Origin of the sequence: Microbacterium sp. MF43, assembly GCF_012847295.1 — a bacterium.
Classification (GTDB): domain Bacteria; phylum Actinomycetota; class Actinomycetes; order Actinomycetales; family Microbacteriaceae; genus Microbacterium.
Genome location: NZ_JABBDY010000001.1, coordinates 63621 through 86061, shown reverse-complemented (window position 1 = coordinate 86061; position 22441 = coordinate 63621). Strand labels below are relative to the sequence as shown.

Genomic DNA, 22441 nt, shown 5'->3' with positions numbered 1-22441 from the left:
AGGACCTAAGTCCTGCGCGCGGAAGCCGAGCCCCGCGCAGGGTCTGCGTGCTCGAGCTGGAAGACGGCCGCCTGCGTGCGGCGCTCGAGGCCGAGCTTGCTGAGCATCGAGGAGACGTAGTTCTTCACCGTCTTCTCCGCGATTCCGAGCTTCTCGCCGATCTGGCGGTTGGTAAGGCCGTCGGCGATGAGGCGGAGGATCTGTCGTTCCCGCAGCCCCAGGGACCCGAGTCGCGGATCATCGTTGTCCGCCCGCTCCCGCATCTGCGCACTGGCGCGCTGGATCAGGCGCGGATCGAGCAGCGACCGGCCGGCGGCCACCGCCCGGATCGCGTCGATCAATCGCGTTCCTCCGACGTCCTTGAGCACGTACCCTGACGCACCGGCCATCACCGCGGCGCTCACGGCGGTGTCGTCGTCGTACGCCGTGAGGATGAGGCACTTCACATCGGGAACCCGTGAGCGGATGTCGCGGCACAGGTCGATCCCGCTGCCGTCGGGCAGCCGCACGTCGAGCAGCGCCACGTCGGGCCGAGTGGCCTCGATGCGGCCAGCCGCCTGCCGGACGGTCCCGGCCTCACCGATCACGTCGAGGTCGGGCTGAGACCGTATCAGGTCGCCCACCCCGCGGCGCACGATCTCGTGGTCGTCGACGAGGAAGACTTCGATCATGTGGGTCCGTCCTTCCGCCTGGCCGCTCCGTTCCGAAGCGGCACCCGCCACGTGGCGATCGTTCCGCCGTCGGCGGATTCGAGGTTGAACGAGCCGCCACGACCGCGCGCTTTCTGGTCGAGGTTGTCCAGGCCGCTGCGACGGGCGATGTCGCCGATGCCGATGCCGTCGTCGACGACGACGACGACCGCACAGCCGTCCTCGACGGAGAGCTCGAGAGAGATCCCGTCGGCATGGGCGTGACGGACCGCGTTGCTGAGCAGTTCGCGCGAGACCCCGACGACATCGGCGGCGAGGTCGCCGACAATCAGATGGTCGACCGGCCCGGTGAATCGGATGCCGGCCGGGCGCGCCATGGATCCGGAGAGGCCGGCGACGACATCGATGATCTGGTGGCGGATGGTGGTCTCGTCTCGCCGTGAGAGGGCGAAGACCACCGTGCGGATCTGCGAGATCGCATCGTCCAGCTGGTCGATGGAGTCGTTCACGCGCTGAGCGTCCGGACCGGGAGGCAGCGACCCCGCGACCGCCTGCAGCGTGAGTCCCGTTCCGAAGAGCTGCTGGATGACGTGGTCGTGCAGGTCCCGGGCGATGCGACTGCGGTCATCGGCGAGCATCGCTCGCTGCGCCTCCTCGCGCGCCGCGGCGAGCTCGAGCGCGATGGCGGCGCGTGAGACGTAGTCCGCCGCGCTGTCGATCTCGGCCTGCGTGAACCGTCTGCCGGAGGGCTCCCGCGCGATGCAGACGGCGCCCCACAGCCGCGCGCGAGCCCGCAGCGGAACGACCAGCGCCGGCCCGAGCTCGGATCCGTCCGCGATGCGGAGGACGTCCTGCTCCTGCAGCGTCTGCCGCGGCAGGACGCGGGTGCGTCCTTCGGCGAGCGCCGAGCCGGCGCACACGGATTCGGCTGCCACGACCTGGCCGCGCAATGTCGCCTCGTCCGCTCCTCGCGCGGCCGCGACACGCAGCCGGCCCGGCTCGTCGTCCGTGAGCACCACCGATACCTTGTCGGAGCCAGGAAGCTCGAAGAGGCGGCTGACGATCAGGTCGAAGGAGCCGTCGGTCGGAGAAGAGAGCAGAGCCGCCGAGAGCTCGGCACCCGACCTCATCCAGCGCTCCCTCGTCAGTGCGTGGTCCAGGAGCCGGGCGTTGTCGATCGCGAACCCCGCCGTCGAGGCGAGCGCCGAGATCAGCTGCTCGTCCGCGTCGCTGAACTCCCCGTCGCGGTGGTTGGTGAGGTAGAGATTGCCGAACACCTCGTTGCGCACCCGGATCGGAACGCCGAGGAAGCTCGTCATCGAGGGGTGATGCGCAGGGAATCCCGCCGCTCGCGGGTCAGCCTCCATCTCCGCGAGGCGGATCGGCTGCGGGTCGGAGATGAGCGCGCCGAGCAGGCCATGCCCCTCGGGGAGGTGCCCGATGCGGGCCGCGGTGGCATCGTCGAGCCCGACGTAGATGAACTCCTCGAGGAGCGTGCCATCCGGAGCGATGACGCCCAGTGCGCCGTACTCCGCGTCGACGAGGGCGATCGCCGCCTCCACGATGCGCCGGAGCAGCGACGACAGATCGATGGCCTCGACAACGGACTGGGTGGCGGCCAGGAGCGCGCGCAAGCGCCCCTGCGTGTGCCGGACCTTCTCCGCCTGACTCAGCAGAGCCATCAGTGCCTCGTCGAGTTCGAGGCGAGGACCGTCCGGAAACGCGAGGCTGTCGTCCGCGGCCATCGGCGGGCTCCCCTCTTCCGCCCCGTTCAGACTAGGACTGCGGCAGGCCCACCGCTAGACCGGTGGGACCTTCGGTCCGCTCGCGCCAGACCAGGGCTGATCGAATGCGAGGGGAGAGGAAGGAACCCGATGACGACGGTGAGGCACCTGAGCACGTCCGAATGCTGGCACCTGCTCGAGAACGAGACCCTGGGGCGCCTGGCGCTGATCGGTGACCAGGACGTGCCCGACGTGTTCCCCGTGAACTTCCTCGCCCACGGGGGTGCGGTATACATCCGCACCGCACATGACTCGAAGCTGGTGCGGATCGCCGCGCATCCCGTGGCGGGGTTCGAGGTCGACGGCGCCGACGGCGACGAACTGTGGAGCGTCGTCGTCCGGGGCAGCATCGGCCGCCTCACCGACCAGGTGGAGATCGAACGTGCCGGCGTGACGAAGCTCGTCTCGTCGAACCCGCGCTACAAGCCGTTCGTCCTCAAGCTCGTCGCGCAGACCGTCACCGGGCGCCGGTTCACCCGGAGTGATGCGCCCCCCACGCCGGAGACGCGTTCGCTTCCTGCGACCGGCGCGCATCCGGCGCCGACGCCCCACCGCGACGTTCCCTTCAAGATCCCCTCGCTGCCGCCGCGGGTCTCGGACACGTGATCTGATGGCCGACCGTCCCCGGCCGCACCCGAGCGGAATGAGACGCGGGCTGAGACTCGTCCGGACCTACCCCTTCCTCGCGAGTGCTCTCGCCGTCGGCCTGACCGCCGGTGTGCTCCAGCTCTCGGGCGTCGCTGCGGCGTCCTGGCTCCTGGTGGCCTTCGCGGTGTTCATGGCCGGCCGAAGTGCGCTGATGATGCTGCGCAAACTGCGAAGCGGCGCCTTCGGCGTGGATGCCCTCGCCGTCGTCGCGATCGCTGCGACTCTCGCCGTCGGCGAGTACTGGGCGGGCTGGGTGATCGTCCTCATGCTCGCAACCGGCGAAGCGCTCGAGGATTTCGCAGGACGCCGTGCCCGGCATGATCTCAGCGCGCTGATCGATCGCACGCCGAGAATCGCTCATCTCGTCGTCTCCGCCGAGGAGATGCGCGACGTCGATGTGGACGAGGTGCGCGTCGGGGATCGACTTGTCGTCGGCCCCGGCGAGCTGGTGCCCGTGGACGGCCGGCTCGTCGACACAGGCGCGGTGGTCGACGAGTCCTCGCTCACCGGCGAGAGCGTGCCGGTCGAGAAGGCCGTCGGCGACGAGCTGCTCAGCGGAACGGTCAACGGCTCGGCAGCGGTCACGATCGTCACCCTGCGTCCGGCCGCGGAGAGCCAGTACCAGTCGATCGTGCGCATCGTCGAGGCGGCCTCGCGCAGCCGACCGCCGCTCGTACGCCTCGCCGATCGCTACGCGATCCCCTTCACGCTCTTCGCGCTCGGCCTCGCCGGCGCCGCGTGGTGGGCGTCCGGGGACCCGGCGCGCTTCGCCGAGGTCCTCGTCGTGGCCACGCCCTGCCCGCTGCTCGTCGCCGCGCCGGTTGCCTTCATCGCCGGCATGAGCAGGTCCGCCCGGCAAGGAGTCATCGTGAAGACCGGTGGAGCGTTCGAGATCCTCCACCGCGCACGAACGTTCATCTTCGACAAGACCGGTACCCTCACGCGCGGCCGACCTGCCCTCGTGGAGGTCCGGACCGAGAGCGGGGTGTCGCGTGCCGACGCGCTCCGACTCGCAGCCGAGGCGGAGCAGGTGTCCCCCCACGTTCTCGCCCGCGCGACCGAGAGCGCCGCACTCGCCGAGGGGATCCGCCTGCGTGCGCCGCACCTCGCCGAGGAGACCGCCGCACACGGAGTGTCGGCTGAGATCGACGGTCGGCGAGTCCTCGTGGGAAAGCGGTCGTTCATCGAGGCGCAGACGGGCGCTTCGATACTGCGCGCGGCACTCGAGCCCGGCGAGATGGCCACGTACCTCGCCATCGACGGCCGCTGGTCGGGGACTCTGATCTTCCGCGACACGACGAGGCCGAATGCTGCGGCGCTGGTGGAGCAGCTCCGGCGCAACGGCGTCACGACGATCTCGATGGTGACGGGGGACGACGAAGAGACCGCGCGGCACATCGCCGCATCGGTGGGCATCACCGACGTGCACGCGGCCTGCCTGCCCGCCGACAAGGTCGCCGTCGTCCAGGGTCTCTCCGTCCGTCCGGTCGTCATGGTCGGCGACGGAATCAACGACGCCCCCGTGCTCGCGGCGGCCGACGTCGGCATCGCGATGGGAGCTGCGGGGGCGACGGCCGCGAGCGAGTCGGCCGACGTCGTCCTTCTCGAGGACGACATCCGCGGAGTCGGAGCGGTCCAGGCCACGGCGCGGTCCACGATCCGCATCGCCCTGCAGAGCGTGTGGCTCGGTATGGGGCTGAGCGCCGGCTTGATGTTCGTCGCGGCCTTCGGATACCTGCCGGCCCTCGTCGGAGCGCTGCTGCAAGAAGCCGTCGACGTGCTGTCGATCCTGTGGGCTCTGCGTGCCCTCGGGCGGCGCAGGGGCGAACCGACCACGCGCGGCGGGACCTTCGTCCCGGCTCCGGCCTCCCGAGCCGCGTAACCTCCGGCGTGCGGGTAGCGCCCGTACAGCCGACGTCTGACGGAGTCCCGACGAGCTGCGTCCATGAACTCCGCGGCTGTTGCAGCTAGGGGAGGCGTCCTGGGGACGCCTCCCCGTCACTGTCGCCGGAGGCTGCTGAAGGACGAAGGTCCCGACGCCGGATGTCTGCGCGATCCAGGCTGGCGATGAGCCAAGCCCCAGCGAGAGAGGTAGCGACATGCCCACCGCGACGCGCGACGACCGCGCAATCAAGACGGATGTCGAAGAGGAACTCGATTGGACGCCGGAAGTCGACGCGGCCGGCGTCGGGGTCGCCGTCGAGGACGGCACCGTCACACTCTCCGGTGAGATCGACACCATGGCCGAGCGCATCGCCGCCCGACGCGCCGCGCTGAGGGTGCGGGGCGTTCGAGCGCTCGTGGACGACATGGTCATCCACCCGAGAGCCGCATGGCCCGTCACCGAGACCGACATCGCCAAGCAGGTCGACCGGGCACTGCGGGCGGCGATCAACGTGCCGGATGCGGTCAAGGCGCAGATCCGGGACCACACCGTGACCCTCGTCGGCGAGGTCGACTGGGAGTATCAGCGCGTCGCGGCACGCCGCGCCGCGGAATACCTGCGCGGGGTCGTACGGGTCGAGAACCAGATCACGCTTCGATCCCGGCCGTCGGCCCACGACACCGAGAAGCGGATTCGCGACGCGCTGACGCGCAACGCCTTGCTGGACGCTCAGACCATCCACGTCTCGGTGGAGGGCTCGAACGTCGTGCTCACCGGGGTGGTGCACTCCTGGGCGGAGAAGTCCCAGGCGGGCTATGCCGCATGGTCGTCGCCGCATGTCATGGATGTCGACAACCGGATCAGCGTGGAGCCGCTCCAGTAGAGCGAATATTCGTGGGACGAGCGCCCTGAGAGAGGAACGACGATGACCGTCATTGCCCGTCGCGATCGCGACGTCCGGGATTCGGTGCAGAACGAACTGGAGTGGATGCCGCAGGTCGAGGCATCCCGAATCGGCGTCTCCGTCGAAGACGGAGCCGTCACGCTCTCCGGGGAGGTCGACGACTTCGCGCAGCGCGTCGCCGCCAAGCGCGCCGCGCTGCGGGTGCGCGGCGTGCGCACGGTGATCGACCACCTGACGGTCTATCCGAAGCGCGGCTGGCCCGTCAGCGAGCGGGAGATCGCCGGAGAGGTCGAACGGGCGCTGAAGGCGGCCGTCAACGTGCCCGACACCGTCAAGGCCGAGATCCAGGACCACACCGTGGTCCTCACCGGCGAGGCCGAGTGGGACTATCAGCGACGCGCCGCCAAACGCGCGGTGCGTGAGCTGCGCGGTGTCTACGCCGTGAGCGACATGATCGCACTGGCCCCGCGTCCGACCGCTCCCGACACGGTGGACCGCATCCGCAGCGCGCTCGCGCGCAACGCGCTCGTGGACGCCGGCCGCATCGACGTCTCGGTCGCCGGCACCTCCGTCGTCCTGTCGGGCTCGGTGACGTCATGGGCGGAGCGGCGTGAGGCCGAGAGGGCGGCGTGGGGTTCGCCGCACGTCACGCACGTCGACAATCGCGTCACCGTGGACCCGGCCTGACCGGCAGCCGCCGCGGCGGGGCGCGCGCCGTGCCGCTGCGCGGGACTTTCGGCCCGAGCCGGGCAGGCGCGGTCGAGCACGATGGCCGCATGCCAGAGCAGCAGAGCGAGCCGGTTCCCGCGCCGACCCCCGGGAAGTCGTTTCCGTGGACGCAGCCGGGCATCCTCGTCGGCATCGACAGCTCGGAATCCTCACGGGCGGCGCTGCGATACGCGGCCGAGATCGCTCCGAAGCTCGGACTCCCGCTTCACGGGCTGGTCGTCTGGGACTATCCGGCGCTGGCGTGGGGGGACGCCTGGTACTACCCGGAGTCGTACGACGAGCTCGAGAAGGATGCCGAGCAGGTCGTCCGCGCCGAGGCCGAGCGCGCCTTTCCCGAGGGGGTTCCCGACTGGTTCACGGGCGCGGCTCGGCGCGGGAGCGCCGCCGCAGAGCTCATCGACGCATCGCGCGACAACGCGATGCTCGTCGTCGGCAGTCGCGGTCACGGCGGCTTCGCCGGCCTGCTGCTCGGGTCGGTGAGCAGGGCGTGCGCCGCGCACGGCCACTGTCCGGTCCTGATCGTCCATGAGTGGCCGCTGCGGGCGCGCACCGCTTCCGAGCACGTCGACGAAGCGGAGACCCGATGATCTTCACCGATGCAGCCCTGGCGGGTCACCCATGATGCCCCGGGCAGCGTCCGCCGGCGGCCGGCGGGCGACCACCGCGACGGCCGTCCTGACGTGCGGTCTCGCGGTGACCGCGTGCATGCCGATGTTCCCGGGTGGCCCGGCGAGCTCCGAGGAGCGCGCCGTCGACGACGTCACCCGCGTCGTGCTCGGCACGTCCGGCGAGCTGTCGATCGCGGAAGGGGACCCTGCGCTGGTGATCCACGCGCCGGAGGACGCGATGGGCCGCCTCACCTCGGAGGTCAACGGCGACACCCTCGTGCTCGGGGAGTCGCCCGGCTTCATGTTCGGATTCGGGAGCGTGCGGTACGAGCTCACACTGCCGCGGCTGGAGGCTGTCGAACTGAACGGCTCGGGCGACGTCGACGCGCGAGTCGCGGGCGACGGATCGGTTCAGGTCCGGCTGAACGGCTCCGGCGACGTGTCCTGGACCGGTCTCGACGCCGATCGTGTCGAGATCCGCATCGCGGGATCGGGGGATGCCAGCGTGTCGGGTACGGCCGCCGATGTCTCGATCGAGATCGACGGGAGCGGGGACGTCGACACGATGGACCTGGACGCGCGGGACGTCGCCGTCGTCATCCGCGGGTCGGGGGACGCCGATGTCTCGGCGACGGAGGAGCTCGCGGCGCAGATCGCCGGGAGCGGAAGCGTGACGTACTCGGGGGACCCCCGTCTAGACACGGAAGTGTGGGGATCGGGTGAGGTCGTGCGGCGCTGATGGGGCGGTGCGCCCGGCGCCCTGGAGGAGCCCTGCCCGAACGAGGCACCGGTGAACGCGGGGTCGGGCGGTGACCGGCCGACTCCGGTGACGGTGGTCACCGGCGGGCTCACGACCCGGGAAGCCGCGGCACGACTCGCCGAGGTCGGGCCGAACGCGGTCCCCGCCCCGCGGCGCCGGTCGGCGCTGCGCATGCTGGCCGCGCAGCTGACCCATCTGCTCGCCCTGCTTCTCTGGGTCGCCGCCGGGCTGGCCCTCCTCGCGGGCACCCCCGCACTCGCCGTGGCGATCGTCGCGATCGTTCTCCTGAACGCGGCGTTCGCGTTCTGGCAGGAGTACCGCGCCGACACGTCGGCTCAGCGCCTGCGGGAGCTTCTCCCGTCCGACGTGCGCGTCCTGCGCGACGGGACTCCGATGGCGATCCCCGTGATCGAGCTCGTGCCGGGCGACGTCGTCCTGCTCGCCGCCGGTGACCGGGTGGGCGCCGACCTCGAGGTGCTCGAGTCCGACGATCTCGCGTTGGACGAGTCGCTCGTCACCGGAGAGAGCGTGGCGGTGCGTCACGCGAGCGGTGAGCAGCTGCGCACCGGCACGTTCGTCGTGCGGGGCGAGGCGCGCGCGGTGGTGATCGCGACCGGGTCGCGCACGGGACTTGCCGACATCGAGCGGCTCGTCGCGGGCGCGGCCCGCCCGCCCAGCCCGTTGACCCAGGAGCTGAAGCGGGTGGTGCGGGTCGTGGCCGTCATCGCCGCGGCCGTCGGCGTGGGCCTCGGCGCCGCGTCCCTCGCGCTGGGGCTCGCGGTGACGAGCGCCTTCATCTTCGCGGTGGGGGTGGCGGTGGCGCTCATCCCGGAGGGCCTCCTCCCCACAGTGACGCTGTCGCTCGCCCGCGGAGCGGAGAAGATGGCCGACAACCGGGCTCTGGTGCGCCGGCTGGACTCGGTCGAGACGCTGGGGGCGACCACCTTCATCTGCACCGACAAGACGGGCACGTTGACGCAGAACCGCATGAACGTCGTCGAGGTCGTCACCCTGGCAGGGACGGTGCGCGTGCACGGCGGCGGCTACGATCCCGTCGCGGAGCTCACCGGCGAGGAGGCGGCGATCGCGCTCGCGCCCTCGGTCGCGCTGGCGGCTCTCAGCTGCGTGGCCGGTCGCGTCGCGCAGGGACCGAGCGGGTGGACGGCGACCGGAGATCCGATGGAGGCGGCGTTCCACTGCCTCGCGCTGCGTCTGGGCATCGTCCAGGAGCCCCGTGCCGACCGACGGCCGTACTCGCCCGAGCGGATGATCAGCTCCGCTCTGAGCAACGGCCGGGTGTCGGTGCTCGGCGCGACGGAGGCGGTCTTCGCCCGCTGCCGCGCCGTACCGGATGACGTCGCCGCCGCCGTGCACGATCTGACCGGGCGGGGCCGCCGCGTCCTCGCGGTCGCGAGCCGCACCTGGCGCAGCGCCGCATCGCCCGAGATGGAGCGGGAACTCGACCTCATCGGCATCCTGGCGCTCGAGGATCCGCCACGCGACGGCGTCGCCGACGCGCTGGCGAAGTGCCGTTCGGCAGGCATCCGGATCGCCATGATCACGGGAGACCACCCGCGAACCGGCGCCGCCATCGCCCGGGAGGTCGGGCTGCTGGGGCCCCGGGGGGTCGTGCTGGACGCCCGCGAGCTCCCCGAGACGGACGCCGAGCTCGCCGACGCGATCGACCATGATGACGGCGTGGTCGTGTCTCGCGCGACCCCCGCCGACAAGCTGCGGATCGCCCGCGCGCTGCGCGGACACGGACACGTCGTCGCGATGACCGGCGACGGCGTCAACGACGCTCCGGCTCTGCGCGAGGCGGACGTCGGGGTCGCGATGGGCGCGACCGGCAGTGATGTCGCCCGCGAGGCCGCCGACCTCGTCCTTCTCGACGACCACTTCGCGACCATCGTGGTCGCCGTGGAACTCGGTCGCGCGACGTTCAAGAACGTGCGGCGGTTCCTCACCTACCACCTCACCGACAACGTCGCCGAGCTCGCCCCCTTCGTGCTGTGGGCGATGACGGGCGGCTCGGTGCCGCTCGCGATCGGCGTGCTGCAGGTGATCGCGCTCGACATCGGGAGCGACATGCTCCCTGCTCTCGCGCTGGGGGCGGAGCCGCCGCGGGACGATGTCATGCGCGCGCGCCACAGCCGCTCGCTCGTCGACCGCGGGCTGCTCACCCGCGCCCTGCTTGTCCTCGGCATGACGGAGGCTGTCGTGGCACTGGCCGCATTCCTCCTCGTTCTCGTGGAGGGCGGCTGGCAGTGGGGGGCGGATGTCTCGGCTCCGCTTCTGCGCACGGCGTCGGGGACCGCGTTCGCGGCCATCGCCCTGGGCCAGATGGCCAACGCGTTCGCGTGCCGCAGCACCGTGCGGCCGGTGTGGCGGCTCAACCTCCTCGGGAATCGCCTGGTGCTCTACGCCGTCGCCGTGCAGGCTCTGCTGCTGCTCGCGTTCCTCGCCATCCCGCCGGTGGCCGGGCTCCTCGGCGGGACGATGCCGACCCCGACCGGGTGGCTTCTCGCCGCCCTGTCGATTCCGGCCGTGCTGCTGACCGACGCCGCATGGAAGGCAGTGAGGGGGCGTGCGCGCCGACGGCAGGGACATGCGGCGATGTAGCCGCCCGCGTCGACGTCGAGGGAAGATGCGGATGCCCCGTGGCGGGCCGGCCACGGGGCATCCGATCGTCCACTGACTCAGCGGCAGTGACTGCTGTTGCTGATCCGGGCGTCGACCTCGACGTACCGCGGGCGGTAGTTGTCGACCTCGGTGTAGAGGTCGTCGGTGTCGAAGCTGTTCACGTTGTACGTGACCAGCAGCGTGTGGCCGTCGCCGAGCTGCGGGTGCGCCTTGGCGTTGTAGGTGAACACGTTCCCGCTGGTCTCGGGCGTGGAGTAGAGGACCGTCTTGCCGGTCCACGGCCCCTCCAGGCTGTCGCTGCGGTACATGACGATCTTGGAGCTCAGGATCTCGGTGGCGTCGCCGGTGACGAGCGTGTAGCGCCCTTGGAACCTGCTGACGCTGAACTCGTTCGAGACTCCCTCGAGGATCCGCTTGGTGGCGGTGTGATCGGCCGACCAGCCGGCGTCGCCGAGATACTCCCACTCACCGTCGGCGAGGTCGCCGCCGGCCACGCGCGCGAGGTGCGCGAACTTCTGCGCCCCGAGGTCTTCGACCCCGTAGACGTAGGTGTAGCCGTCGTCCGGGTTCTCGTAGATCGCCGAGCCCCAGTTGATGCCGTCGGTGGCGACGTCGTCGACCGAGATCAGTTCGAGCGTCGAGGCGTCGAACGTCGCCACCCCGTTGCCCTCGAACCGGAAGTCCCACATGGTGTCGCCCGTCTTGACGAACTCGACGAGCATGACCTGAAGCTCGTCGCCGTGCACCGTGGCGTCGCCGAACCAGTACCAGTCGCGTCCCTCGTCGGCGCCCTCGACCTTGACCAGCGACTCGGGCGCTTCGGCTGAGCCGCCCGTATAGGTCGTGATGACGCCGTCATCGTCGACATTGATCGAGTTGTGGATGAACGGCGAGTCCAGCGGGCGTCCATGCGTGTCGTCGACCTCCCCGAGGAACGTGTCGGAGTAGATCCACGCGGTGCGGCCGTCGGGCAGCTCGACGCTGTAGGCCGAGTCTGCTCCCGTCCACCTGCCGGCGGTGTCGCCGTACTCGCCGAATCGGTCGCGCAGCTCGGTGTCGACCGCCGCGGAGATGACGGCGCAGGTCGGGGCTGCGGTGGCGGCGAACGGTGCGGACGTCGCCACCAGTGCGACGGCCCCCACTGCGGAAGCGAAGGCGAGACGCCCGGGTCGCTTGTGAAGATGAAGCACTGCTTTGCTCCTCCCCGGCATCTTTGCCGGTCAGGGAACGGTGGGGTCGCCGCCGTTCCTGTTAACGTTACCAATCACGGGAGCGTAGCAAGACTCGCCGCGGATGGCTACGCCCTTCGATCGCTCGGTGCGCGCACAGCGGTATACGTTGAGTCCGGCGGCGAGACAGGAGGAGCCCACATGGTCGGCGTCAGCGAGCCCGGCAAGCTGCCGACCGTGAAGGAGGTCGCGCAGCACGCCGGAGTGAGCCCGATGACCGTGTCGCGCACCCTCGCCGGCGGCGCGAATGTGCGGCCCGAGCTCCAGGAGAAGGTCCTCAAGGCGGTCCGCGAACTGGGCTACTACCGCAACGAGAACGCACGCAGCCTGCGCCCGGGGCAGGCGAGCGGGCTGATCGGCGTCGCGATCACGAATCTCGGCAATCCCTACTACGGCAACTTCGCCCTGGGCGTCGAGGAGGCGGTGGCCGAGACCGGCCGCCGGATCGTGCTGGGCAACACCGGCGGCGATCCCGCGCGCGAGCGCCAGCTCGTCGCCGACTTCCTGGGCCGGCAGGTCGAGGGCCTCGTCCTGGTGCCTTCGGGCGGCCCTTCCGATCACCTGCAGCCGGAGCGGCTCGGCGACGTGCCGCTGGTGCTCGCCTCCCGCCGCATCCAGGGGCTGGACGTCGACGTGGTGCTGCTGGACGACGTCGGCGGTGCGTATCGCGGCACGATCGCCCTGCTCGACGCCGGGCACACCCGCATCGGCTACCTCGGCAACGTCAGCTCGGCGTTCACGGGCGCCCGCCGCTACGAGGGCTATCTGCGCGCACTCCAGGAGCGAGGCATCCGCCCCGATCCCGCCCTCGTGCTGCGCGAGCAGCAGGACGGCGGCTCAGCGAGCGAGGCGACGCGCCGGCTCCTCGATCTCGATGAGCCGCCGACCGCCCTCTTCAGCGCGAACAACCGCAACAGCATCGGCGCGCTGCGCGAGATCGGCCGTCGCCTGCGGTCGGGCGCTCGGGCGGCGGACATGCCGTCGCTGGTCAGCTTCGACGACTTCGAGCTGGCGGAGCTCATGCCCGTGCCGGTCTCGGTGGTCGACCACGACCCGCGCCAGCTGGGCCGCGAAGCCGCCCGGCTGCTGCTGACCCGCCTCGCCGACCGGGCGGGCCGCGTCGGACCGGCGCGTCTGGTGGAGATGCCGGTCAACGTCGCCCCGCCTGTGCCGCTCGCCTGAGCGGCCGGACTTGCGCGTTGCTCGCACGCTGACTATGGTAACGTTACCAATGCCAATCCACCCCACCGACGAGGAGGCCACGCCGATGCGCACCGTTGCGATCGACCTCGGCGGCACCGCCGTGAAGCTCGGCTCGTTCGACTCCGGTCGCCTGGTGGAAGCCACCGAGTTCGCCGCCGTCGACGGCCGCCTCGGGCTCGATGAGGTCGCCCACCGGGTCGACCTCCTCCTCGCCGGTGAACCCGCCCGCGCCATCGGCATCGCCGTCCCCGGCGTGGTCGACCCGGACAGCTCGAGCCTGCTCGCCGCGCACGGCAAGTACGCCGACCTGCACGGCATCGACCTCTCGGCGTGGGCGCGGGAGCGATTCGGCTGCCCGGCCGCCGTCGAGAACGACGCCCGGGCGGCGCTCGTCGGCGAGATCACCGACGGCTGCGCGCAAGGGAGCCGGGACGCCCTGCTCATCGTGCTCGGCACCGGGATCGGCGCCGCTGCGGTCCTCGACGGCCGGGTCGTCCGGGGCCGCCACGGCCACGGCGCCATTCTCGGCGGTCACATCACCGTCGACCTCGACGGCCCCCGCTGCCCATGCGGCAACATCGGGTGCGCCGAGGCGCTCGCGAGCACGTGGGCGCTCGCCGCGGATGCCGCCGCCGGAGTCCTCGCGCTCGGTCCCGGACTCGCCGACCACCTCGCCGAACGGGGCACGATCGGCATCATCGATCTCGTCCAGACACGCGATGAGCCGGAGTCCGCCGCGATCCTCGACCGCTACATCCGCACGTGGGCCGCGGTGATCGTCACCCAGTGCCACGCATTCGACCCCGACGTCGTGATCGTGACCGGCGGCATCATGCGGGCAGCCGAGGTGATCCTTCCCGCGCTCCGCGAGCGCGTGCACGCCGACCTGTGGTCGTCGTCGTTCCGCCCGCCGTTCGTCACTCCCGACGATCCCTCCACCTCAGTCCTCCGAGGACTGGCGGCACTCGCCGACGATCTCCCCAGCAAAGGACGACCATGACGACCGTCGACTCCGGCAGCACCCCGCTCGAGGACTACCTGCGCGACGACCGCAGCAGCTACGAGAAGTACCCGACCATTCCGCTGCCCGCCGGCAGCGAGGTGCTGGTGGGCGCCGACGCGTGGAGGGCGGCGATGGACATCGCCTCGACGGCGACGGGGCATCCGCTCATCGCGGTGGACGTCTATCCGGGCGGTGATGTGCCCGGGATCACGGCGAGCATCCGGGCGGCGCTGCCTCACGCAGAGGTGATCGACGTGGAGGATGCCGCAGCCGCCGACCCGGAGGCCATCGACGCGCTCATCGCCCGCAACCTCACCGACGACCGCGTCTTCGGCGTCATGAGCCACTTCACCATCGACGAGTTCTACGACCGGGAGCGTCTCGCGGCCCTCCAGCAGCGCACCGAGAACCGCACCGGACCTGTCGTCCTCGTCGGCTGGGGCGCCGACCTCGCGGCGCGTCGGCGCGCGGATGCGCTCGTGCTGGTCGATCTCGCACGCTGGGAGATCCAGCAGCGCATGCGCGCCGGCGCGACGAACTGGCGCGCCGGCAACGCCGACCTCGATGTGCTGCGCAAGTACAAGCGCGGATTCTTCGTGGAGTGGCGCACGGCCGATCGCCACAAGCGCACGCTGTTCGACCGCATCGATCTCGTCGTCGACGGCAACGCCGCGCTCGACGTCGCCGGGGCCGTGCGCGGGGCCGACTTCCGCGCCGCGCTCGCGGGCGCCACGGCGGCGCCGTTCCGCGTCGTCCCGTTCTTCGATCCCGGGGTGTGGGGCGGGCAGTGGATGAAGAACACCCTCGACCTCGACCCGACCGTCCACAACTACGCGTGGTGCTTCGACTGCGTTCCCGAGGAGAACTCGCTGCTCCTCGAGGCGGGTGGTCGCGTGGTCGAGATCCCGGCGATGGACCTCGTCCTCAGCCGTCCCCGCGAGCTCCTCGGCGAGCGCACCTTCTCGCGCTTCGGAGCCGAGTTCCCCATCCGCTTCGACTTCCTCGACACGATGGGCGGCGGCAACCTCTCGCTCCAGGTGCACCCGCTGACGGAGTACATCCGCGACACGTTCGGCATGGCGTACACCCAGGACGAGAGCTACTACATGCTCGACGCGGCCGACGACGCCGTCGTCTACCTCGGGCTGAAGACGGGAACGGACCCGAAGGAGATGCTCGCGGATCTGCGCGCGGCGACCGACGGCGAGCATCCCTTCGACGCGGAGAAGTACGTGAACGTCTTCCCTGCACGCAAGCACGACCACTTCGCGATCCCCGCGGGCACCGTGCACTGCTCGGGCGAGAACTCGATGGTCCTCGAGATCTCGGCCACGCCGTACATCTTCACGTTCAAGCTCTGGGACTGGGGCCGCGTGGGACTGGACGGCGTCCCGCGCCCGGTCCACATCGACCACGGCGAGCACAACATCCAGTGGGACCGCGACACCGAGTGGGTCGAACGGAACCTCGTGGGCCAGGTGGAGGAGCTGCGGCGCGAGCCCGGGCTCGTCGAAGAGCGCACCGGCCTGCACGAGCTCGAGTTCATCGAGGTGCGCCGTCACTGGTTCGAGCAGGAGGCCGCCCATGACACCGAGGGGACCGTCAACGTCCTGAATCTGGTGGAGGGCGATGAGGTCGAGATCGTGAGCCCGACCGGCGCATTCGCGCCTTACACCGTCCACTATGCGGAGACGTTCATCGTTCCCGCGGCCGTGGGCCCCTACGTCATCCGCAGGACGCCGAACTCCCGGAGCGAGCGCTTCGGCACCGTGAAGGCGTACGTGCGGGGAACACGCTCCAGCGACAGCTGAGCGCCGCGGGCGCCGTTCGCGGCGTGCGCGGACAACTGAACACCGACCGACAATTGAATATCTTGCACACACCGAAGCGGCATCCGCCGCGCGATCGCCCGCCCTTGCATCCCCTCGAGAGAGTTGATAGCTTGACGGAGCGGTTGGTAACGATACCAGACCAAGAACAAGGGAGTTCCAGTGAAGTCACGACGCATGGTCGGAGCCGGCATCGCCGCGTTCGCCACTGCCGCACTGCTGCTGACCGGCTGCGCAGGCGGCGGGGGCAACGGCGATGAGGAGGCCGCCACGACGGGCGAGCTCGATTTCTACACCGACAAGGCCGCGTGGGAGCCGGACTTCGACGAGCTGAACGCCACCAGTGGCGAAGCCGTCGACATCACGCTCAACACGACCGGCTACTCCGACGCCGCCCAGTACGACGCCTTCATCAAGCAGTCCTTCCGCACCCAGAAGAGCCCCGGCCTGTTCACCTGGCACACGGGCGATTCCCTCAAGCAGCTCGTCGACGAGAACCTCGTCGCCGAGACCACGGACCTGTGGACAGAGGCGATCGACGAGGGATGGGCCACCGAGGACCTGCGCAACGAGTACACGATCGACGGCAAGCAGTACTGCGTGCCCATGAACATCGCGTACTGGGTCATGTACTACAACAAGAACATCTTCGAGGAGCAGGGCATCGAGGAGCCGACCACCTGGGAGGAGCTCGACGCCGCGGCAGCGACGCTCAAGGACGCCGGCATCACTCCGTACTACCAGACGAGCATCCTGTTCACGTTCCAGTGGTTCCAGCAGCTGGTCGCGGGCACCGACCCCGAGCTCTACAAGGGCCTCTCGACCGGGGACGTCAAGTACACCGATCCCGAGATCGTCGAGATCATGAACCTGTGGCTCGACCAGCACGAGAAGGGCTGGTTCAGCGACGCGGGCAGCACGACCGACCCCGCGGTCGGCCTCAAGCAGGGCGACTTCGCCATGATCAACTTCGGCTCCTTCTTCAACGGGTCGCTCGACGGCGCCGGAATGGTGTCGGGCGAGGACTACGACATGTTCGTCATCCCCGCGGTGAACCCCGACCTCGGCACGACCCCGGTCGCGGTCGAGTCGGGCCCCCTCTGCGTCGCCGAGAACTCGTCGCAGAAGGACCTCGGCCTGGCGTACTCGGAGTGGTGGATGTCGCCCGATGCGCAGACGGCATGGAACGCCGCTCGCGGTGACGTCGCGTTCAACCCGATGGCAACCGTCAACGACCCGATGCTCTCCGACCTCGGGACCACGGTCGCCGACGGCGAGCACACGCTGTTCACGCGGTACTTCGAGGCCACGCCCACGCCGATCCTCACCGTCGCGCTCGAGCAGTTCGGCGCGTTCAACGCCAACCCCGGCGACCCGATGCCGTTCCTCGAGGCCATCCAGGCCGAGGCGGACAAGTACTGGGCCGACCAGGAGTAATACGCATGGCTGTCGTCGAGACGCCCGCCCGGGAGCGGGCGGCGCGTGGTTCCACCGGGACCCCGCGCCGCCCGGCCCGCCGGAGCCGGAAGACGCCGTACCAGGGTTCCGCCCGGGGCTTCATCGCCCCGGGCGTGCTCCTGGTGGCCGTCCTCCTCTACCTTCCGCTGCTGTGGACCACCTTCCTCAGCTTCACCGAGTACAACGGTCTCGGCGATCCCGAGTGGGTCGGCCTCGACAACTACGTCGAGATGTTCGAGGATCCCGCCTTCGTCGGCGCCCTCCTGAACACGCTCCTGTGGGTGGCCGGGACGCTCCTGGTGCCCGTCGGCGTCGGCCTCGCGCTCGCGCTCCTCACCTGGAACCTTCCCGGGGGCGTCTGGCTTCGGCTGCCGTTCCTGATTCCCTACGCCATCTCCGGCATCGGCGTGGGTGTCATCTGGTCCTTCATCCTGTCCGCCAACGGCGCCCTCGATCAGGCGCTCTCGGTGTTCGGGATCACCGACCCTCCGCGCTGGCTCGTCGACGCTCCGCTGAACACCGTCGTGATGATCATCGCCGCGTCGTGGCAGGGGGTCGGCGTCAACGCCCTCCTCTTCACGATCGGCCTCCAGTCGATCCCGAAGGAGCCGCTCGAGGCGGCGCGCGTCGACGGCGCCACCGGTGTGCGCCTCTTCACCAGCATCCTGTGGCCCATGCTCCGCCCGCTCACCGCGGTCGTCGTCGGCCTCTCGATCGTCGCCAGCCTGAAGACGTTCGACATCGTGCTGTCCATGACCAAGGGCGGTCCCGGCCGGGCGTCCGAGACGCTCGCGCTCACGATGTACCGCGAGACGTTCGTGAACAGCGACTACGGGCTCGGCTCGGCCATCGCCGTCTTCCTGTCCGTCGTCACGCTGGTCGCGTCGGTGCTCTACCTCCGCCAGCAGCTCTCACCGAAGCACGAGATGTGATCATGTCGAGAACCCTCCGCACCGCAACGCTCGTCATCCTGGGGCTCGTCTGGCTGCTGCCGGTCTACCTGCTGCTGGTCAACGCGAGCAAGTCCCCGACGACCTTCACCTCGAACGAGGCGTGGATCCCGTCGGGCGAGTTCGCCCTTTTCACGAACATCGCGGATGCGATGCAGCTGTCCGGCCTCAGCGACAGCATCGTCGCCACCCTGATCTACGCCGTGGTGTCGCCGATCATCGCGGTGGTCGTCGGCGCCGCGGCGGGATTCGCGATCGTCGCGCTCCGCCTCAAGCGCGGCTTCCTGTGGTTCGTCGTGATCTTCGGAGGCACCGTCTTCCCCCTCCAGATGATCCTGCTGCCGTTGTTCGACGCGTACTCGCGCGCCGGGCTCTACGACACGCACCTCGGCATGATCATCGTGTACACCGCGATCTCGATCCCGTTCTCGGCCTTCGTCATGCGCAACTTCTTCACCGGCGTCGCGCACAACGTCTTCGAGGCTTCGGTGCTCGACGGCGCCACGACGTGGCGGATCTTCACCCGCATCTACGTGCCGATGGCCTCGAGCGCTCTGGTCGCGATCTTCATCCTGCAGGCGACCTTCATCTGGAACGACCTGCTTCTGGGTCTCACGCTCAGCCAGTCCGATGACGTGCGCCCGATCGTGACCACGCTCGCCGGCATGCAGAGCACGTACGGTGGCGCCCAGATCTCGACCGTGCTCGCGGCGGCCGTCCTGGTCTCGCTGCCGACGGTGATCCTCTTCCTCTTCACGCAGAAGTTCTTCGCCCGCGGCCTCGCCCTCGGGCAGTACTAGGAGTTCGATCTTGTTCATGCGCTCGTCCCACGTCCCGACGGTCGCCGATCTGGCGGCGGACCCGATCACGCACCACTACGACGACATGGTGGCGCCGTCCGGGCTCACCAACCATCTCGGCACGGTGCGCGTCGATCATGACCTCACGTCGGTCACGGCGGTGCAGTTCCCGCCCGTCTCGCAGGGCCTCGCGACGACCGCGGTGGCCTTCGTCGACGGTCGCATCGTGAAGTCCTACGGCGCTCCCATCACGCACGAATGGCGTGCCGACCGGGTCGTCCGCCGCGTCGTGCTCCCGGGGCTCGAACTCGAGACGACAACGGTGGTCGTGCCGGGAACGACCGCCGTGGCGATCGACGTGCGCGTGCGGAACACGGGCGCCGAGCGCCGTGCGGTCGAGGTCATGCTCTCGCTCGCGGCCCGCGTCGTGTCGGGCGAGGCGGCGTGGAACACCCCCGAGTCGCCGGACGCGAAGAACGAGGCATCCGTCGACGATTCCCGGCTCGTGTTCGTCGACGACGCCGCGTCCGCGTGGAGCGTGCAGGGGGTCGACGTCCCCGCGACGGCACGCCCGAGCGGCGTCGCGCCGGCTTCGGAGGACTTCATGGTCGGGATCGGCGGGATGGGCCGCGGCGGCGACGTCACGGTGGTGCTCGACGTGGATGCCGGCGGCGAAGGCCGCTTCGGGTACGTCAACGCCGTCGGCCGGACCCGCGACGAGGCCGTCGCCGCCTACGACGCCGTCGCCGCCGACGTCCCGGGCGCGGTCGCGGAGTCCGAGCGCTACTGGAACGCGCAGCTGGAGGCAGCCGTCACCCCCGGCAACAGCGAGTTCTCGGGTCACCTGCCGATGCTCGAGACCACGTCGGAACCGCTGCGCCGGCTGTACTGGTGGGGCATTCTCGGCATCCTGTACTTCCGTCGCGACCATGCGGGCAACGTCCTGGGACGCAGCTACGACACCCTCATGCCCAACTACTGGGCGACCACGACGTTCATCTGGGATTTCAGCCTGAGCTCGGTGACGCACGCGCTGCTGGATCCCGCAGCGATGCGCCGCCAGCTCAGCCACTGGATCGCGAGCGACACGCACACGCTCTTCGGCACCTCCTCGCTCACCGGAGGTCCGGTCGGCCAGTGGTACTCGGTCAACGACTATGCGATGACACGCCTCGTACGGGACTACCTGCGGTTCAACGGCGATGCCGCGTTCCTCGACGAGCAGCAGCAGGACGGGCGTTCGGTGCTCGATCACCTCCGATTCTGGGCGCGGGCGTGGCAGGGGCTTCGCCGCTCCTCGACGCTCGCCGACTACGGCGAGATCGAGAACCTGCTCGAGTGCGTCAGCTCGTACACGCACGAGGTCGCCAGCTTCAACGCGGCGAACGTCTGGAACCTGCGCGTCACCGCCGAGGTGCTGGACGCACGAGGCGATGCCGCCGGTGCGGCCGAGCTGCGCGCTGAGGCAGAGGAGCTCGTGGCCGAGGTGCGGAAGCTCTACCTGCCGGGCGAGGGGTTCTTCGCGGCACGCCAGCCCGACGGGTCGAAGCTCCCCGTCCGGCACTGCTACGACTTCAACATCGTGGGGACCACGATCTCGGACGACCTCGACGAGACGACGCGCGCCGAGATGGTCGCGTTCTTCCAGCGCGAGCTGCAGACGCCGCAGTGGCTGCGCGCGTTGTCGCCGTGGGATCCGGATGCCTCGTACAGCGTGCGCCCGGACCACCAGTGGAACGGCGCCTACACCGCATGGCCGGCCGACGCCGCACGCGCGCTCGTCGCGCTCGGCGAGCCGAAGGTGGCTCTCGACTGGCTTCCGGGTCTCGCGCGCACGGCCAATCAGGGGCCGCCCGCTCAGGCGCACTTCGTCGAGGAGGCGCAGCCGCTGATCAACGGCGGAGCACGCAAGGCGCCGCCGCAGCTGCCGTACATCAACGACTGGGCGTGCTCATCGGCGGGAGCCTACGTCGCGCTCGTGATCGAGTCGCTGTTCGGCGCGGCTCCCGGTATCGACGGCCTCGGCGAGGTCGACGGCTGCGTCGCGCAGCTCGACCCTTCGGCCGTGCTCCGCGGCCTGCGCGTGGGCGACCGTCTCGTCGACGTGCACGCGGACGGACGAGTGATCGACCGGACATGACGGCGACGTTGCTGCGCACGATCGACCCGGGCGACCTCGAGATCCGCGGGGCCGTGGAGGTGGAGCCCACGGCTCGGGGCCTGCTCCCGCACCGGCTTCCGGCGTGGGCCCGGGCGCAGGTGCCCGACCTGTTCATGGCGCAGACGTCGGCAGAGAGCGCCGGCGTGCGACTCGCGCTGCGCACCGCGGCGACCGTCATCGAGCTCGACGTGTCGGCCCGACGGATGGCGGCGGACGAGGCATCCGTCCTCCCCCCGAGCCTCTACGACCTGACGACCGGCGGCGATGTCGTCGCGCAGGCCGGCGCGATCGCCGGCACACGGTACCTCTTCACCTTCGAGGACCCGTCCGGCCGCGTCGTCGAGGGCCCGCCCTCGACCGTGCGCTTCTCGGGGCTCCCGGGGGTCGAGAGGGAGTACGAGCTCTGGCTGCCGTACACCGATGCGGTCGAGGTCCTCGCGCTGCGCGCCGACGCGCCCGTCGCGCGACCCGCTGAACGCCCGAGGGCGCGCTGGCTGCACCACGGCAGCTCGATCAGCCACGGATATCGCGCCGATTCGACCACCGGCACGTGGCCCGTCGTGGCCGCGCTCGCCGCGGACGTCACGCTGACGAACCTGGCGTTCTCGGGCAGCGCCATGCTCGATCCGTTCACCGCGCGGACCATGCGGGATCAGCCGGCCGACATCATCAGCCTCAAGGTCGGCATCAATCTCGTGAACGGCGACACGATGCGGATGCGCACGTTCCGTCCCGCAGTCGACGGCTTCCTCGACACCCTCCGCGAGGGGCATCCGTCGACCCCGATCGTCGTGATCTCCCCCATCTACTGCGAGCCCGTCGAGCTCGCGGCCGGCCCGACCGTGCAGGATCCGACGCGGCCCTACGAGTGGTCGATCGCCGGGGGAACCGAGGCCGACGTCGCCCTGGGCAAGCTCTCGCTGGGGTCGATCCGCGCGGCACTCGCCGACATCGTCGAACGCAGGCGAGGAGGCGATCCGAACCTCCACTACGTCGACGGATCCACGCTGTACGGCGCCCTCGATGCCCGGCGGATGCCGCTGCCCGACAACCTGCACCCCGGGCCCGACGTCCAGCGGCTGATCGGCGAGCGCTTCGCGCATCAGGTGCTGGAGCGGTGGTCTCCGGCCCCCGCGCCGACGCCGTGATGGGGCTCCTGCCGCCGCGCGTCCCGCCGCCCTCGCGCGGTCGCAGACC

General features: G+C 70.3%; 18 protein-coding genes. 15 read left to right on the top strand and 3 right to left on the bottom strand.

Going from position 1 to position 22441, the window contains the following annotated elements; genetic code table 11:
* Positions 1 to 5: 5 nt before the first annotated feature.
* Complete coding sequence (locus tag HF323_RS00390; protein ID WP_169580609.1) at positions 6 to 671, bottom strand: response regulator transcription factor; 666 nt, start codon at positions 669 to 671, stop codon at positions 6 to 8.
* Entirely contained in the window at positions 668 to 2395 is a 1728-nt protein-coding gene (locus tag HF323_RS00385; protein WP_169580608.1) for a GAF domain-containing protein, read from the bottom strand. Before HF323_RS00385 ends, HF323_RS00390 begins: the two co-directional genes overlap by 4 nt.
* A 129-nt stretch (positions 2396 to 2524) precedes the next feature.
* Between HF323_RS00385 and HF323_RS00380 the strand changes: the two genes are divergently transcribed.
* The 7 genes from HF323_RS00380 (at position 2525) to HF323_RS00350 (ending at position 10590) form a co-directional block, all read left to right on the top strand.
* On the top strand, positions 2525 to 3040 hold the full coding sequence (locus tag HF323_RS00380; protein ID WP_169580607.1) for a pyridoxamine 5'-phosphate oxidase family protein: 516 nt from the start codon (positions 2525 to 2527) through the stop codon (positions 3038 to 3040).
* A 37-nt stretch (positions 3041 to 3077) separates the two neighbouring features.
* Positions 3078 to 4964, top strand: coding sequence for a heavy metal translocating P-type ATPase (locus tag HF323_RS00375; protein WP_169580606.1), 1887 nt, complete (start codon positions 3078 to 3080; stop codon positions 4962 to 4964).
* Positions 4965 to 5181: 217 nt separating this feature from the next.
* Positions 5182 to 5850, top strand: coding sequence for a BON domain-containing protein (locus tag HF323_RS00370; RefSeq protein WP_169580605.1), 669 nt, complete (start codon positions 5182 to 5184; stop codon positions 5848 to 5850).
* 42 nt (positions 5851 to 5892) lie between these two features.
* Positions 5893 to 6558 carry a BON domain-containing protein gene (locus tag HF323_RS00365; RefSeq protein WP_169580604.1) on the top strand — a complete coding sequence of 222 codons (666 nt, stop codon included), beginning with the start codon at positions 5893 to 5895 and terminating at the stop codon, positions 6556 to 6558.
* An 89-nt stretch (positions 6559 to 6647) separates the two neighbouring features.
* Positions 6648 to 7187 carry a universal stress protein gene (locus tag HF323_RS00360; RefSeq protein WP_169580603.1) on the top strand — a complete coding sequence of 180 codons (540 nt, stop codon included), beginning with the start codon at positions 6648 to 6650 and terminating at the stop codon, positions 7185 to 7187.
* Positions 7188 to 7218: 31 nt separating this feature from the next.
* Entirely contained in the window at positions 7219 to 7947 is a 729-nt protein-coding gene (locus HF323_RS00355; protein ID WP_169580602.1) for a head GIN domain-containing protein, read from the top strand.
* Positions 7948 to 7998: 51 nt separating this feature from the next.
* A complete protein-coding gene (locus HF323_RS00350) occupies positions 7999 to 10590 on the top strand; it encodes a cation-transporting P-type ATPase (RefSeq protein ID WP_169580601.1) in 2592 nt (863 codons plus the stop codon).
* A 77-nt stretch (positions 10591 to 10667) separates the two neighbouring features.
* On the opposite strand, the gene HF323_RS00345 is transcribed toward HF323_RS00350, so the two are convergent.
* A complete protein-coding gene (locus HF323_RS00345) occupies positions 10668 to 11753 on the bottom strand; it encodes a DUF4185 domain-containing protein (RefSeq protein ID WP_169580600.1) in 1086 nt (361 codons plus the stop codon).
* Between the two features lie 228 nt (positions 11754 to 11981).
* Between HF323_RS00345 and HF323_RS00340 the strand changes: the two genes are divergently transcribed.
* The 8 genes from HF323_RS00340 to HF323_RS00305 all read left to right on the top strand — a co-directional run bounded on the left by HF323_RS00340 (position 11982) and on the right by HF323_RS00305 (position 22392).
* Positions 11982 to 13022 (top strand): LacI family DNA-binding transcriptional regulator, encoded by a 1041-nt coding sequence (locus tag HF323_RS00340; RefSeq protein WP_169580599.1) that lies wholly within the window; start codon positions 11982 to 11984, stop codon positions 13020 to 13022.
* A 49-nt stretch (positions 13023 to 13071) separates the two neighbouring features.
* Positions 13072 to 14043: an ROK family protein gene (locus HF323_RS00335; protein WP_169580598.1), complete on the top strand. Its 972-nt coding sequence runs from the start codon at positions 13072 to 13074 to the stop codon at positions 14041 to 14043.
* Positions 14040 to 15857, top strand: coding sequence for a class I mannose-6-phosphate isomerase (locus HF323_RS00330; RefSeq protein WP_169580597.1), 1818 nt, complete (start codon positions 14040 to 14042; stop codon positions 15855 to 15857). Before HF323_RS00335 ends, HF323_RS00330 begins: the two co-directional genes overlap by 4 nt.
* A gap of 180 nt (positions 15858 to 16037) precedes the next feature.
* Positions 16038 to 17312 carry an extracellular solute-binding protein gene (locus tag HF323_RS00325; RefSeq protein WP_169580596.1) on the top strand — a complete coding sequence of 425 codons (1275 nt, stop codon included), beginning with the start codon at positions 16038 to 16040 and terminating at the stop codon, positions 17310 to 17312.
* 5 nt (positions 17313 to 17317) lie between these two features.
* The gene (locus tag HF323_RS00320) at positions 17318 to 18265 is read left to right on the top strand and encodes a sugar ABC transporter permease (RefSeq protein ID WP_169580595.1); all 948 of its coding nucleotides are present in this window, start codon (positions 17318 to 17320) and stop codon (positions 18263 to 18265) included.
* A gap of 2 nt (positions 18266 to 18267) precedes the next feature.
* On the top strand, positions 18268 to 19083 hold the full coding sequence (locus tag HF323_RS00315; protein ID WP_169580594.1) for a carbohydrate ABC transporter permease: 816 nt from the start codon (positions 18268 to 18270) through the stop codon (positions 19081 to 19083).
* Positions 19084 to 19099: 16 nt separating this feature from the next.
* On the top strand, positions 19100 to 21223 hold the full coding sequence (locus HF323_RS00310; RefSeq protein ID WP_169580593.1) for a hypothetical protein: 2124 nt from the start codon (positions 19100 to 19102) through the stop codon (positions 21221 to 21223).
* Positions 21220 to 22392, top strand: coding sequence for a GDSL-type esterase/lipase family protein (locus HF323_RS00305; protein WP_169580592.1), 1173 nt, complete (start codon positions 21220 to 21222; stop codon positions 22390 to 22392). The genes HF323_RS00310 and HF323_RS00305 overlap by 4 nt, the downstream gene beginning before the upstream one ends.
* The last annotated feature ends 49 nt before the right edge of the window (positions 22393 to 22441 follow it).